Below are 16,041 nucleotides of genomic sequence, written 5' to 3'. Positions count from 1 at the left end.
AATAAAAAAAGTGGCTTCACCATGCTTTAAGGAGAAGTCACTTTTCAAACCATACAACAGGTTCCAAAACTTGCTTTTGGTATTCTGTGGTGGCACTATAATTTTTATTTTAAATATCTTAGCATATTTTTACCACTCAATCTTTGTATCCATAAGGTTTTATTATTTAAAAATTTTTATAACTAGCTTGGACCTTTAAAAATTCTTTATCTTTGTTACATTTTTATATTTCTTTTTTCACAATTTCTATTTCGTTTCTTCTTGCTTCTTCCTTAAATACAATACTTTTTTTATTATCGCAATACCACTCGTAAGCATTTTTTAACCCTTTTTCAAAGTCTGTTTCAATACTATATATTTTCTTAATTCTATTTACTTTTAAAACATTATCATAATCGAAGAATGGAAAAAAATCTCTTTCACCTATATTCTTTGATTTATAGTCATATTCTATAAACTTTCCTTTTTTCCCAACTACTCTTTCATAATAATTTATCCATTCTTTTATTGTTACTCCTTCTTTATTTCCAACATTGAATATACATACTTCTTCAGTATTACTTTCAATTAATCTCACTATTATATTTGCTAAATCAGTTGAATATATGAACTGTAGCCTTGACTCTCCCTTATTAGGTATTATTATAGGTCTATTATTTTCTAAATGCTCAAAAATAAAGCTTTCTCTTTGAGCATAATTGTATTCTCCATAAACATATGGTGGTCTTAAAATAATTAAATCACAGTTAGTTTTTGAGAAAACTTTTTCATAAAACTCTTCAGCTTCTATTTTATTAGTCCCATAATCTCCCCAGTATTTATTTCTCCCCAAAGGAGTATCTTCACTAAAAGGAGTTTTATTATTTTCCACATCATAAACTGCACTAGAACTTAAAAATATAAACTTCTTAATCCATTTTAAATTAAGAGAATTATATAAAATTTCACTTTGACTTTTATTTAATCCAGATACATCAATAACAACATCAAAATAATATTTACTTAGTGCCTTCTTCATTTCTATATGATTATTTCGATCACATTTTAAACTAATTACTTCTTCACCAAAAACATTATTAGTACCACGATTTAAAGTATATACTTCATAATTATTTTCTACCAAAACTTCTACTACTCTTCTTCCAATAAAGTAGCTACCTCCCATAACTAAAACCCTCTTTTTTCATAAATCAACCTCTAACATAAATATTCTATCTCCTTTAATTATACACTACCCAAAAATTATTTTCACACCATTTCAAACTCAAAGTAAGAGCATATTCTAATAAATAAAACTCCCACTCCACCACACCGATTTAATTATTGTAGAAACTTTAGCGCTAGCAAAGTTTCCTCCTCCAACCTCATTATCTTTTTACCTCCTTACCTTCCTTATCCTAATTTATCCACTTTATCTAAATTATCTTGTACCTAATACTTCTTACTTTACATAAAGAAAGAAACACAGCCAAACTGCTGTGTTTCCACCTAATTTTAATTATCTCTATTATCTTATTTATCCTAATCTACTCTACTCTACAGATTTCAATGATTCAACCATAGGTATCTTCTTAAGCTTCTTATACATTACTAAATTTACTAAAATAGCAAATCCCATAGTAATTACAACAGCTATTAGATAACTTAAAATATTTATATTTCTTCCAAACATCATTGCATCAAACTCAACAGTTATCATTATAAATCTATGAAGTATAGTTCCCAGGGCAAGACCAACTATGGAACCAATAGCAGTAAGTACTAGATTTTCTCTATATACATAAGCTGAAACTTCATTATCATAGAACCCAAGAACTTTAATTGTAGCTATTTCTCTTAATCGCTCACTTACATTAACATTTGTTAAATTGTAAAGTACAACAAAGGCTAAAGCCCCTGCTGAAACAATTAGTACTATTACTACAATATTCAAACTGCTAATCATATTATCAAAATTATTAACTAATCCACTATAGAAAGAAACGGACTTAACTATATCATTATCCATAAGCTCTGTACCTAAAACTTCTTCTACCTTTGTTGATGTATCATTTAGTTTTAAAGCTAGTGCATTTATTTCATTAGTTACACCAAAAGTAGACTTATAATATTCAGGTGACATAAATACATAGTGATCAACATACATCTCACTAATAGCTGATACTTCTACTTCTTTTCTATCTCCATCTTCATTTTCTATAGTGATCTTATCACCTTTTTTAACACCAAGGGACTTGGAAAGTTTTTCAGTTATAACAACTCCACTATTATCAAGCTGTATTTCCTTTTGGCTACTTCTTTCTCTAAGAGATATAAAGTCCTTAAATTCACTTATATTCTTAGGTACAATTAATTTTACTGACTTATCTTCTCCATCATCTATTGCCTTACTATTAAAAGTGCTCATTTCGGAAATATCTTCAACTCTACTATCATTCTTATACTTATCAAACAAATCTTCTTTTTCAGTTAAAGTAGAGTCTTTATCAATTGATACTTGACTATCATATTTAATAATTTCTCCAAATTGCTTTGAAGCAATTGTGCTAATAGAATCCTTTATTCCAAAGCCAGCTAAAAGTAATGCAGTACACCCTGATATACCTATTACTGTCATGAAGAATCTCTTCTTATATCTAAATATATTTCTCGCTGTAACCTTCTCTGTAAAGTTCATCCTCTTCCATATAAAAGATATTCTTTCTAAGAAAATTCTCTTACCTTCCTTTGGAGCCTTAGGCCTCATTAGAAGTGATGGTGTTTCAATAAGCTCTTTATAGCACGCTAGTACAGCTGCTAAAGTTGTAACTGATACAGCTACCAAAATAGATATTATGCTTAAAGGTAGATCTAATAATAATTTTACCTTTGGAACTGTGTACATAATTCCCCATGCATAGAATATTACTGTTGGGAAAAGAACTACCCCAATAGCTAACCCTACCAGTGCTCCTAATGTACTTGCCACAGCTGCATAAACTATATATTTAGAAGAAATACTTAACTTACTATAACCAAGTGCTTTTAATGTACCAATATTTCCTCTTTGCTCATCTACCATTCTTGTCATAGTAGTTAAACAGACTAATGCTGCAACTAAAAAGAAGAATACTGGAAATACATTAGCAATATCTCCTATTTTATTAGCTGAAGCACCATAATCCATATAACTATAGTGACTATTTCTATCTAAAACATACCAATCTGGTGCTTTTGCATCTTGAAGGTCTTTTTCAGCCTTATCTAGCTTCTCTTTTGCAAGAGCAAGTTCTTCCTCACCAAGCTTTTTAGCTCTCTCTAGCTCTTCTTCACCTTGCTTTATGTCTTGTTTTCCTTCCTCAATCTTTTTTCTTCCTTCAACAAAAGCATTTTCCCCCTCACTCTCGGCTTTTTGGATATTTGCTTTTTCATTATTTAAAGTAGCCCATCCTGAGTCTAATGTAGCTCTTCCCTCTTTTAATTTCTGTTCTGCATTAGCTATTTGATTCTTCCCTTCAGACACTGCTGATAATGAAAAATCATATATTTGAATACTTTTTTCCTTACGGGTAATTTCTGATTTAATATAATCTTTTTCTTCGTCACTTAAGTTAGTATCTTTAAGCCTTTCCTTTAAAGCATCTACTTCTACTCTTAAATTATCAACTTCTGTCTTATGAGAATTTAAATATTCCTCAAAGTCCTTTATACTACTTTCTGTAGATTCTTTTAAATCATTAAAAGCTTTAAGATTTTTATTATACTCTTCTTCACCAGCCTGTAACTCTTTCTCTGCAGCTACTAATTTTTCCTTACCTTCTTTAATTTGATTCGGGAATTCCTTTTCTTGCTTATCTAATTCTTTTTCACTAATAATAAGCTCTATTTTTCCATCTTGAAGCTTTTCTTCATTTGACTTTATTTCATTTTCATACTTTATTTTATTCTCTACATATTCCTTTTTACCATTTTCTAATTCTTTTCTACTTTCCTCTAGAATCTCATTAAAACGAATTGGACTTCTTTCATGGCTTAAGTTTTCTAAAGGCTTAGTCACCTTATCAGTAACATCAAAATATTCATTAGCATAACTATTAAGCTCTTTAGCACCTTCTACAGTAAGAAGAACTTCTGTATATATATCCATATTAAAATCTTCTTCTGGAATCATGATGAAATTATTAATAGAACCATGTCCAATATTGGAACTTCCCATTTCAAAAGAAAGGTAGTTAGGTGTATTAGCTATACCTACAATTGTAAATTCACTGACTTTAAGATTTTCACTTATATCATCCTTTGTTCCAGATGTAAGCTTAATCTTATCCCCAACCTTTACCCCCATACCATTAAAATTACCTGCACCTACTATGCACTCTCCAGACTTTTCAGGAAGTCTACCTTCTTTAATTTCTGCCCTATTAATGTAGTTTTCAGTATCATTTTTAGCATCCTCTAAGGGTATTCCATGCACCTTTAGTACAAATTCAGATGAATTTATCTCCGTTAACACATCAATGCTATGAGTTGGAAAAATCCCCTTTATACCATCAAGTTTTTTAATTTCAGCTACATCATCATCAGTTAAGCCTATAGGCGATACAACTCTTATATCCATTAAGTTATATTCATCAAAGTATTTATCTGCCGATGATTTCATTACAGGCTCACCTTCTTTTACTCCTGCAAAAAAAGCTACCCCTATACCTACAATGGCAAATATAGAAAGAAATCTACCAAAAGATTTTTTTATCTCTCTTACTGTATCTTTTACCAGTGCATTTTTCATACTACCACTCAATCCTTTCTACAGGAACTGGATTTTCATTAACCTTGATTGAGTGAACTTTACCATTCTTAACTTGAATAACCTTGTCCCCCATTGGAGTTAATGCAAGATTATGAGTAATAACTACTACTGTCATTCCTTTTTCCCTACATGTGTCTTGTAATAGCTTTAATACAGCCTTACCAGTATTATAGTCTAATGCTCCAGTCGGTTCATCGCAAAGAAGTAGTTTAGGGTTTTTAGCTAATGCCCTAGCTATAGCAACCCTTTGTTGCTCTCCTCCTGATAATTGAGCCGGAAAGTTATCCTTTCTTTTTTCAAGCCCTACTGCTTTTACAGTTTCAGCTACATCTAATGGATTTTTGCAAATTTGAGTTGCAAGCTCAACATTTTCAGTAACAGTTAAATTTTGAACTAAATTGTAAAATTGAAATACAAAACCAATGTCGTATCTTCTATATGTAGTTAATTCTTTAGAACTGTACTTACTAACTTCAACTCCATCAACAATTATTTCACCACTTGTTGGAGAATCCATTCCCCCTAATATGTTTAATATTGTTGATTTTCCAGCTCCACTTGCCCCTGCAACAACAACAAATTCCCCTTTATTTATAGAAAAGTCAACGCCGCTTAGCGCTTCTATTTCAACTTCACCCATTTTATAAATCTTTTTTACATCTTTAAACTGAATATAATCCTTCAATAAAAAATCGCCTCCAAATAATCTACTAATCTCTAACATTATTCCCCTTATTTATTATGTTATTTAAAGTATACTAAAGCTTCATAATAATCTCAATGTTTGTATTGTACCATTTTTACCTATTATGTATAATAATAATTATTAAATGAAGCATTCTTCAAAAAATTTATTTAAAAGGAGATATTAATGTTTGGATATGTAACTCCTCTAAAGGGTGAATTAAAAGTTAAGGAATATGAACTTTTTAGAGCATATTACTGTGGTGTTTGTAACAGCATAAAAAGAGACTTTGGCAATATACCTAGAATGACTCTAAACTATGATATGACATTCTTAGCTATATTATTAGATAGTTTAAATAAAAATAAGATAAATATAGTTCATAAAAACTGTATAGCTCACCCACTACAAAAAAGAAATATAGTAATTGAAAATGAAGCAACCGCTTATGCTGCTGCAATGAATATATCACTATTCTATTTTAAAGTATTGGATGATGTGAAAGATGATAAGGATTTAAAAAGTAAATTTTTATCTCTTACTTTATTACCTTATAAAAGAAAATTTTCACACTCTATACAAAAAATTAATGCTATAATAAAAGAAAATTTATCAATTTTGTCTAACTATGAAGATAATAAAAACTTTTCTTCTATTGATGAGATTTGTCATCCTTTTAGTGTAATTGTTGGAGAAATTCTAAAGAACTACCCAAATGAAATATTAAATGATTCAGAAGAATCAAGAAATACTCTCTACGATTTAGGATATGGTCTTGGAAAATGGATTTATCTAGTTGACGCTTTAGATGACCTTAAAGAAGATATGGAAAAGAATAAATTTAATCCAATAAATTATTTATATAATACAAATAATCTTTCATATGAGGAATTAATTATTCAAATTAGGGATAGAATTGAATTTAATATTTTAAGTTGTGGTTGTAGATGTAAGGAGTCCTTAGATAAACTTAGTTTACATAAAAACAAAGAAATTTTAGAAAATATAATTAACTTTGGAATGATGGACAAATATCTTGCCATAATAAATAACTGCAAAAAGATGAAAGGAAGTGATTCTTAATGAATCCATATGAAGTTTTAGGTATAAAACCAGGTGCATCACAAGAGGAGATTAAAAGCGCTTATAGAAAATTAGTAAAGCAATATCATCCAGATCAATATAGAGATAACCCTCTTCAAGAATTAGCTCAACAAAAGCTAGCTGAAGTAAATGATGCTTATAACCAATTAACAAGCGGTAAATCTTCAGGAAATTATAGCTCAAATACATCAAGTTCTTATTCAAATAATAATTCATATAGTAACTCTGCTTCTGAATTATCACAAGCAAGAGCTTACCTTCAAAGAAGAAATACAGCAGCTGCAGAAGCTATATTAAATAGAGTTTCTGATAGAAATGCTGAATGGTACTTTTTAATGGGAGTTGTTCACTCTAATAAAGGTTGGTATGATTCTGCTCTTCAAAATATAACAACTGCTGCAAATATGGATCCAAATAACTTTGAATATAGACAAACATTACAGCAATTAAGTTCAAGAGCTAGAGGATATGGCCAACCGTACTACAGAACAACTGGTGGTAACTCAGCAGATTGTTGTGCCAACTTAATTTGCTTAGACTGTTGTTGTGAAGCAATGGGTGGAGATTTAATATCTTGTTGTTAGTAAAATAATGGAGGTTTATTATGAAAGCTAAGGATATTGCCCTTGGAGGAGTTTTAGTTGCATTAACTATTGTCACATTATATTTGACACTTCTTATTCCAACAAACACAATAGCAATTATGACACTTGCATCCTTATATATACCTATTTGTTTAATAAGAAGTAATATTAAAACTTCTATTTTTGTTTATGTTGCTTCAACTATAGTATCATTATTTATATTACCTATTAACTATTCCATAATGTATGCCTTATTTTTTGGGATATATGGATTAGTTAAGCATTTTATAGAGAGGTTAAATAAAATACCTGTTGAAATAGCTATTAAACTTGTATTCTTTAATGTAGTTTTGACTATTGGACTACTAACCTTAGAGCTATTTGGAATTAATATAGATATGAAATTCTCAGTTGGAATTATGTATCTTTTAGCTCAGCCAGTATTTTTAGTATACGATTATGCATTAAGTGCATTGATAACCATGTATTATAAAAAATTCCACAAAAAAAGCTCCCTTTAAAAGGGAGCTTTTCTAAGTTATAAACATTAATTTTACATAAGTGGTGCAAATACTCGAAGTATTGCCCTAAGGAATCTATTTGACCACTTAACCTTCTTAGTATCCTCTAAAGTTATATTTTGTGATACCTCTAATATATTTAAGAAATCTTCTTTAATTTGCATTACTGATTTGGTCTTATATAAGAAAACTCCACATTCAAAATGTAAATAAAGACTTCTATAATCCATATTAATTGTTCCTACTACACCTATCTCATCATCACAGACAAAAGTTTTTGAATGAATAAATCCTGGGGTATATTCATATATTTTTACTCCTGACTCAATAAGCTGAGCGTAATATGCCCTTGTTACAATATGTGCATACCATTTATCTTCAATGAATGGTGTAACAATTCTTACATCAACTCCACTTTTTGCAGCTAAAGTTAGAGCAGTTACTAACTCATTGTCTATTATTAAGTATGGAGTATTGATATAAATATAATCCTTAGCTTTATTAATTATATTTAAATATACATTTTCTCCTACTAGCTCATTATCATAAGGACTATCACCATATGGTTGTACATATCCATCAGTTACAAAATCATCTGGATGATACATTTTAGGTCTATATTTATTATAATCTTCTCTATTAAATCCAACGAAATTCCATACCTGAAGAAACATTACAGTTAAATTCCACACAGCTTCACCTTTTATCATAATAGAAGCATCCTTCCAATGACCAAACCTTACAATCTCATTAATATATTCATCTGCTAGATTAATACCACCTGTAAAAGCCGTATGTCCATCAATCACTGTAATTTTCCTATGATCTCTATTATTAACAATTACGGAAAGTATAGGAATAAACTTATTAAACACCTGACACTTTATACCTAGCTTCTCCATCTTTTCATGATACTTATTAGGTAATGTTGTTATACACCCCATATCATCATAAAGAAGTCTTACGTCTACTCCCTCTTTTACCTTCTCCACCAATATTTCTAAAATACTATCCCACATCTTACCTTCATGAATAATAAAGTATTCCATAAATATGTAATGTTCTGCTTTCTTAAGTTCTTCTAATAGCTTTTCATAAAATACTTCTCCTGGAGATAAAAATTCAGTGGTAGAGTTCTTATATATAGGGTAAGCTGCATAATCATTAATATATTTCACCTGATTATATACACTCTTATCTATGGCTTTTATTTCTTCAATAACGGCTTCATCTTGTTTTAGCAATTCTTTTGCTTCGTAATACTCAGCATCTATTTGCTTCTTTAAGGTTCTTCCAATTTTGTTACCACCAAATAAAAGATAGAATAGCCCCCCAAAAACAGGAACTAATAAAACAGGAATTGTCCAGGCTAATTTATAGGATGGATTATCTTTTCTACTAACTATATACACCACAACTACTAAACTTAATATTACAAATAACACATACATATATACAAAGGATTCGCTTAATTTCCATATTCCTAATATTAAAATTATTAATTGAATAAGTACTAATACTCCAACTATAAATATTCTATTAAAAATCAACTTTAATAATTTACGCATTTATCCTCCTTATTAACATAATTTTATCTTTATTCTATATCAATATTTCTAATAAATCAAACTTCTCTAATACAGGCAAAATATTATATCATTTCTTGACTACTTATATACATAATTGTAAAATATTACTTGTAATATAGGAGGTTTTGTTATGAATAACAAGTTTTTTAAAACTATATCAATCACATTAGTTTTAATACTTTTTTTAATACCTACGCAAAACGTATCTGCCTTAAAAACTGATAATAAAATTAATTCAATACTTATACTAACTCCATATAATAAAACAAGTTTTGATGAATCACTATTATCAACTTTGAAAAGCTATATATCTTCAAAATTACCTAACACAGTCTTTTTTGAGAATTCTATTTTATATCCTTCAAATGAAAGCGTTGATTTAACAGATTTCGACCTAATTATCTGTCTAGATAGCAACCGTCTTCAATATATTGAAAATAATTATTCTAATTTCCTTGATGACACACCAGTAATCATTGGTTTAACTGAAGAAAAAAAGTTTAATTTACCTGAAAACTTTGGTGGATACTATATGAATTATGACTTCTCAAAGTATATGGACTTCTTGCTAAATATACATCCTAACCTAAAGAAAGTTAATCTTTTAATCGGATCAAACTTTAAAAGCTCAAGCATATATAAAAGTATAAATTCTTATATATCTAAAAACTCTAAAGATATAAAATTTAATTTTATAACAACTGGAGAAGAAAATGAAATTACTCCTCTATTGTGTGAAAAAAATACTATAACAATAGTTTTTAATTCCCTTTTAAGTAATAATTGGGGAAAATACTTAACATCAGGCTCTTCTTATTCTACTATAAGAGCTATTAGTCGGAAGACAACTAATGAGGTTTATGGTGGTTATAGAGAATTTATAACTAGATTTAATATTGGAGGATATAATTATGATGCTACTGTTCTTGCCAAAGCAATTTCAGATACAGCAGTTTCAATTATAAATAATACTTTATCTATAAAAGATGTTGGTTACAGGGATGTTTCGCTTGATAATGATTTTGTAATAAATACTTACATGAATGATAAATATCATCTACCTACTGACCTACCTAATACGTCTTACATAAAAATTGGCTCAGGTGAAACCTTAATTGAAAGCTCAGATTCTAATAAAAGAAATATTATTTTCTCTGCAATAATTATATTTTCAATGTTTATTTTATTTATATATGTACATAACAAGATAAGATTAAGAGATAAAGAAAAATTGGATTTAATGAAAAATAATTTTATAGCTAATCTTTCACATGAGCTAAGAAATCCTTTAAATATTATAATAAGTACAATTCAACTTTTTGATTTATATTTAAAGCAAAATAAAATAGTTTTAAAGGATCCTACTATAAAAAACAAATTCGAATACCTAAAAAATAACAGTAATAGACTATTAAAACTAGTAAATAACGTAATTGATATAACTAAAATAGATGCAGGTTTTTTTAATATTTCTAAAGATAATTATGATATTGTAAGTGTGGTAGAAAACTTAACCTTAAGTACTGTTCCTTACGCAGAATATAAAGATATAACCCTTATTTTTGATACAGATATAGAAGAACTTTATTGTTTATTTGATAAAGATAATATTGAAAGAGTCATTTTAAATCTTCTTTCTAATGCTTTAAAATTTACTCCAGCTAATGGAAATATCTTTGTAACACTAACATATAACTCTAAATACTTAAGTATTAGTGTAAAAGATACCGGTATTGGTATTCCAAGAGAAAAGCAAAAATTTATATTTGATAGATTTAGCCAGCTAGATACAGATAAATATTCTAAGGGGAAAGGTAGTGGTATAGGATTAGCTTTAATCAAATCTGTTGTAGAACTACATAACGGCCATATAGAGGTTAATAGTTTGCCTGGGGTAGGTTCTGAATTTATTGTAATCTTACCAATATATAAAGTAAAAAACTTAACCGAACAAAATGGAAGTTCCTCTGATTCAATCCAAAAGACAAATCTTGAATACTCTGATATATTTTAAAAAGGAACTGTTGCAAATATTTGCATCAGTTCCTTTTAATTAATCTCTTTCATTTCCAATAAATATTACAGCTAATGCATCTGGACCAGCATGTGTACCAATAACAGGACCAATATTATTTAAAATTACATCCTTAAATTTATATCTTTCAGTTACCTTCTCCCTTAAAGCATTAGCATCTTCTTTACAGTCTGAATGAGCAATAAATACTATCTGCTCCTCTAAATTAACAGCTTTTTCTTCTATCTCATTTAATAAATAATTTATTGCTTTCTTTCTTCCCTTTAACTTAACTCCAGGCACAACCCTACCTTCTTTAGTAAGTTTTAGTGTAGGCTTTACCCCAAGTAATCCCCCAATTGCTGCAGTTGTTCCAGATATTCTTCCTCCCCTTTTTAAATGTTGAAGATCATCAAGAATAATAGCATATTGTACTTTTGTTCTATTATCTACTATCCACTTTACAATTTCATCTATATTTTTCCCACTCTTTTTTAGCTCATTTGCATAATAAACTAATAATCCTTGACCTAAAGTTACACCTTTAGAATCAATAACTTCAATTCTTCTATCTTTATATAAATCTAAAAGATTTTCCCTAGCTATTCTTGCACTATTATATGTACCACTAAGTTCGCTGGCTAAAGATATATAAATTATATCATTTCCCTTTTCTAGTTCTTTCCTAAAAGTTTCTTCAAAAGTAAATACATTAACCTGTGCAGTTGATGTTAATTCACCTTCCCTTAAAGATTTATAAAAGTCATCATACTTTATAGTTTGTCCTAAATCATCTTCTAAGAATTCGCCTTTAATATTTACTGTTAAACAAACTAAACCAATATCATTTTCCTTAACTATATTTAAAGGTAAATCACTTGCTGAATCTGTAAAAATTTTAATACTCACTATTAATTCCTCCATTTTTCATAGTGTTACAGATAGTATAAATGATACCTTAAAAAAAATCAATTAGTTTGATAATCAAATTATTTAAATTGCAAACTTATTCTCTCTAAATCATCTTATTTCTTTACTTTTCACTAATTTTAGAAAGAAAAAAGTAATAAAAGCCTTAAGCTTCTATTACTTCTTATCTTTATATTATATCGAATTTAACTTTTCTTTATGTTCTAGTTCTATAATTCTCTTTTTTAACCTCTTGTTTTCATTAAGCAATTCTTCATAATCATCAATAGATAAAGCTGCCTCTTCATCTTTAAAAATTGTCTGTCTTGCAGACTCCTTTAATATACTATTATAAAATCTAGTTTGATTATTGTCCTTATTCTCTATTGTTGCATCTAACAGTCCATCTCTTATCATGATTACTCTATTAGAGAAACTTGCTATATATGGGTCATGAGTAACCATTACTATTGTAATATTATCTTCTTCATTTAATTTTCTTAATATTGATAATAACTCATCAGAATTCTTTGTATCTAATGCACCAGTAGGTTCATCTGCTACTATAATTTTAGGATCAGTAATCAAAGCTCTACATGCTGCTACTCTTTGTTTTTGTCCTCCTGAACATTCTGAAGGATATTTATCTAGTATAGTATCAATTCCTAACCTTTTAGAAACAGATTCTACTCTTTTATCGCATTCTTTCTTTTCAGCTCCCATAATTATTAATGGAGATGTTATATTATCCCTTATGGTTAGGTTATCTAATAGATTACAATCCTGAAATATAAAAGAAATATACTCTCTTCTTAAAAGACTTAATTGCTTTTCTGTATAAGATCTAATATATTTACCATCAATATATATTTTCCCCCTAGTTGCTTGGTCAATTGTGGCTAATAAATTTAAAAGAGTTGTTTTACCAGAACCAGAAGGGCCCATTATAGCAAGAAACTCTCCTTCTTCAATATCAAGATTAATCCCCTTTAAGGCTTGGAATGGATTCTTAAAACTTCCATACTCCTTAATTACATTTTTTGCTTCAATTATTTTTCCCATTTATATCCCTCCATAAATTTCTTTTCCTATAAGACATGGGTATTTTGAAATCCCATTGTTACCCTCCCTAACTATATTTTATAAAAGAAAAATCACAATCTAATCTCAAATTCAAAGCAAAATATAACAATTTTGTTACAATAAAAAAGAGAAGTAGATATTTATTGGCTTGATCCGTCACAAGACTCCAAGTCATAGTAAAACAAATATCCACTCCCCTCATACTGAAGGTAAGAAAACTATGAAATTATTATCATTTATTTCATAGTCTTCATATCATCTATTAATTAAATTATCTCATACTTTTTATAACCAAATTTAAATATTAAGTATCCTATTATAATAACTATTGAGGCAGTTAAGAATGGTAACTTACTTCCATAAACAAATATAAATCCTGAGTATAATGAGCCAACTATCATTCCAATTGCTCTTGCTGAGTTTTGTATTCCAGCTATCTTTCCATTATCCTTATTTGATACCTTTGAAATAATATTTTGAAGCATAGGTTGATAAACAGCAGAACTTCCTACAAAAAGTAAAATAAATAGGAAGAATAACGGAACTAAATTAAATAATGTTGCTCCTCCTATACAAACAGCCATTGAAATTCCTGAAATTCTTAAAGCTTTTACCTCTCCAAACCTTTTTGCAAGCTTTCCAGTAAAGAATATATTAATTAAGAATCCAAATATTCCAGCTATGGCTAAGAATATACCATTAACTGTTGGCGGAAGTGATAATACTGACTCTATATAGTAGTTAATGCTTGAATTGTAACTAGTTACAGCAAAGAAAAATACTCCTACCTGACTCATTATAAAAACAACTTTTGGACTAAGTGCATTTATAGATTTAGTATATGTTTTTTCCCTTTCTACTTTATCTATATTTTTCTTAGTAACAGTTTCTTCTAAGAAAAAATAAAATAGTATGCATATAACTACACTTAAAACAAATTGTACAGAAAAAGTTATTTTATAATTATTATTTCCTATAACTCCACCTAGAAGAGACCCTATAGCTCCACCAAAAGTTGATGCAGCAGCATAATAGGTCATACCTTTTAATCTTCCCTCTTCATCTGTAATATCAGCAATATAAGCAAGAATTACTGTTAAAAAACTTATAACTGATGCTCCACCTATAAATCTCCAAAAAACAATAATTACTGGATTACTACTAAATCCAAAACCTACCTGCGATATCCCATATCCCAAAATACCTAAAATCATGAATTTAATTCTTCCACCTTTATCAGATAACTTTCCCCAAATTGGTGAAAAAATAAAATTTCCTATAGACATAGCTGCAAAAAAAACTCCAAATAAATATGAAGGTAATTTATTCTGAGTTATAAACATTGGCGTTACTGGATGAGCCATGTTTAATACTATATAAGTTAATACAGTTAGAACTGTAACTGTTTTTAATGATTTACTCCTCATTTTTTCTCCTCTCATCTTGTGTTGTACTCTATTAGTATACATAAGAGAAGATGTATTCTCAAGTTATAATCTATTTAGTTTCATTATATTTCCTATTATTATTATGCCTTTAAGTGAAAAAATACTCATAAGAGGTGAGATATAATGAAAAACATACTTATAACTGGATGTGGATCCGGCCTTGGAAGAAAGGCTGCAATTGCACTAGCAAATAGAGGACATTTTGTATATGCAACTACTCATACTCAAGAACAAGCTGACCACTTAAATAAATTAAATAAAAAGTGGTGTCTCCCTATGCATGCATTTAAATTAGATATTAGAAACCTGGATGATAGACATAAAGTAAGGAAGCTTAACTTAGATATCCTTATTAATAATGCTGCTATAGGTGATTCAGGCTCTGTTTGTGAAATTGATGTTAATAGATATAGAAATGTCTTCGAAACTAATGTTTTCTCTGCCATTGAATTAACTCAAGAGGTTTTAAAAGATATGATTTCTAAAGGATATGGAAGAATTATATTTTTATCATCCCTTGCTGGACGTTCTCCTATTCCATTTTTATCTCCTTATTGTGGTAGCAAATTTGCCCTAGAAGGTATAGTTCCTGCATTAAATATGGAGCTTAAAGAATTAAATAATGTTAATATCCCTGTGATTTTAATAGAACCAGGTGCCTATTCTACAGGCTTTAATGAAAAAAATATAAGTAAACAATTTGAATGGATGAAGGTAAACTCATATTTTAAAAATAAAATTAGAAAGTTAGAAAAGAAGCAATTTAGATACTTTAAAATAACTTCTTCTTCAAATTTTTCTTCTATAGTAGCCCAATATATTAGAGCAGTAGAAGATATAAAGCCAAAGGAAAGATATATTGCTCCTAGTTATCAAGGAGTATTTATAAAAGCAAAAAATTTTTTTACTAAGTAGCTAAAAATAGTGCTTTGCCATAACTATAATAATCATAATCCATATAAAAACTATAATGCCACCAGCTACATAATTTTTAGGCTTTCCCTCTTTAAATAAATTCTCAGATTCCTTTTTACATTCTTCAAATAAATCCTTTGGAATAAGCTTAAGGCATAAATAAATTCCAAGAGGTAATAAGATAAAATCATCTAGGTATCCTAATATAGGAATAAAATCAGGAATAAAATCTATAGGACTTAGTGCATATCCAACCACTATAATAGCCATTACTTTGGCTATTATAGGAACTTTCTTTTTCCTACAAACGAGATACAGAGCTTTTATATTACTTTTAAGATCTATCGCTTTTTCCTTTAAAAATTCCATACAATCACCCAAAATAATTATAGCTCTATAT

At 28.8% G+C, this 16,041-nt stretch carries 13 protein-coding genes; 5 read left to right on the top strand and 8 right to left on the bottom strand.

What is annotated here, in order from left to right:
• Positions 1-223: 223 nt before the first annotated feature.
• The 3 genes from DR024_RS11865 to DR024_RS11855 form a co-directional block, all read right to left on the bottom strand.
• Positions 224-1,165 (bottom strand): NAD-dependent epimerase/dehydratase family protein, encoded by a 942-nt coding sequence (locus DR024_RS11865; RefSeq protein ID WP_111918878.1) that lies wholly within the window; start codon positions 1,163-1,165, stop codon positions 224-226.
• A gap of 366 nt (positions 1,166-1,531) precedes the next feature.
• Positions 1,532-4,768: an FtsX-like permease family protein gene (locus DR024_RS11860; RefSeq protein ID WP_099313330.1), complete on the bottom strand. Its 3,237-nt coding sequence runs from the start codon at positions 4,766-4,768 to the stop codon at positions 1,532-1,534.
• Position 4,769: 1 nt separating this feature from the next.
• Positions 4,770-5,474, bottom strand: a complete 705-nt coding sequence (locus DR024_RS11855; protein WP_027098339.1) for an ABC transporter ATP-binding protein — start codon at positions 5,472-5,474, stop codon at positions 4,770-4,772.
• Positions 5,475-5,660: 186 nt separating this feature from the next.
• Here DR024_RS11855 and DR024_RS11850 point away from each other — a divergent pair, with 186 nt between their 5' ends.
• From DR024_RS11850 to DR024_RS11840, 3 genes are read left to right on the top strand one after another with little or no spacing between them, the layout of a single operon-like run.
• Complete coding sequence (locus DR024_RS11850; protein WP_027098338.1) at positions 5,661-6,557, top strand: DUF5685 family protein; 897 nt, start codon at positions 5,661-5,663, stop codon at positions 6,555-6,557.
• Positions 6,557-7,162, top strand: a complete 606-nt coding sequence (locus DR024_RS11845; RefSeq protein ID WP_027098337.1) for a J domain-containing protein — start codon at positions 6,557-6,559, stop codon at positions 7,160-7,162. The genes DR024_RS11850 and DR024_RS11845 overlap by 1 nt, the downstream gene beginning before the upstream one ends.
• Positions 7,163-7,182: 20 nt before the next feature.
• Positions 7,183-7,683, top strand: coding sequence for a hypothetical protein (locus DR024_RS11840; RefSeq protein WP_055184393.1), 501 nt, complete (start codon positions 7,183-7,185; stop codon positions 7,681-7,683).
• Between the two features lie 32 nt (positions 7,684-7,715).
• Here DR024_RS11840 and cls read toward each other — a convergent pair whose 3' ends face one another.
• A complete protein-coding gene (gene cls, locus DR024_RS11835) occupies positions 7,716-9,251 on the bottom strand; it encodes a cardiolipin synthase (protein WP_027098335.1) in 1,536 nt (511 codons plus the stop codon).
• 151 nt (positions 9,252-9,402) lie between these two features.
• Here cls and DR024_RS11830 point away from each other — a divergent pair, with 151 nt between their 5' ends.
• Positions 9,403-11,286 carry a sensor histidine kinase gene (locus DR024_RS11830; RefSeq protein WP_111918876.1) on the top strand — a complete coding sequence of 628 codons (1,884 nt, stop codon included), beginning with the start codon at positions 9,403-9,405 and terminating at the stop codon, positions 11,284-11,286.
• A gap of 39 nt (positions 11,287-11,325) precedes the next feature.
• Here the strand turns inward: DR024_RS11830 and DR024_RS11825 are convergent, their stop codons facing one another.
• The 3 genes from DR024_RS11825 to DR024_RS11815 form a co-directional block, all read right to left on the bottom strand.
• Entirely contained in the window at positions 11,326-12,195 is an 870-nt protein-coding gene (locus DR024_RS11825) for a DegV family protein (protein ID WP_051195961.1), read from the bottom strand.
• A gap of 195 nt (positions 12,196-12,390) precedes the next feature.
• Positions 12,391-13,257: an ABC transporter ATP-binding protein gene (locus DR024_RS11820; RefSeq protein ID WP_070098177.1), complete on the bottom strand. Its 867-nt coding sequence runs from the start codon at positions 13,255-13,257 to the stop codon at positions 12,391-12,393.
• Between the two features lie 287 nt (positions 13,258-13,544).
• Positions 13,545-14,705 carry an MFS transporter gene (locus DR024_RS11815; protein ID WP_055184391.1) on the bottom strand — a complete coding sequence of 387 codons (1,161 nt, stop codon included), beginning with the start codon at positions 14,703-14,705 and terminating at the stop codon, positions 13,545-13,547.
• A 144-nt stretch (positions 14,706-14,849) separates the two neighbouring features.
• Between DR024_RS11815 and DR024_RS11810 the strand changes: the two genes are divergently transcribed.
• Complete coding sequence (locus DR024_RS11810) at positions 14,850-15,641, top strand: SDR family NAD(P)-dependent oxidoreductase (RefSeq protein ID WP_111918874.1); 792 nt, start codon at positions 14,850-14,852, stop codon at positions 15,639-15,641.
• Here the strand turns inward: DR024_RS11810 and DR024_RS11805 are convergent, their stop codons facing one another.
• Positions 15,642-16,010: a YkvA family protein gene (locus DR024_RS11805; protein ID WP_034866321.1), complete on the bottom strand. Its 369-nt coding sequence runs from the start codon at positions 16,008-16,010 to the stop codon at positions 15,642-15,644.
• Positions 16,011-16,041 lie beyond the last annotated feature (31 nt).

Source organism: Clostridium paraputrificum (assembly GCF_900447045.1).
Taxonomy (GTDB): Bacteria; Bacillota; Clostridia; order Clostridiales; family Clostridiaceae; genus Clostridium; species Clostridium paraputrificum.
Note: the sequence above shows the minus strand (reverse complement) of the source record. Positions and strands in the feature narration are given on the sequence as shown.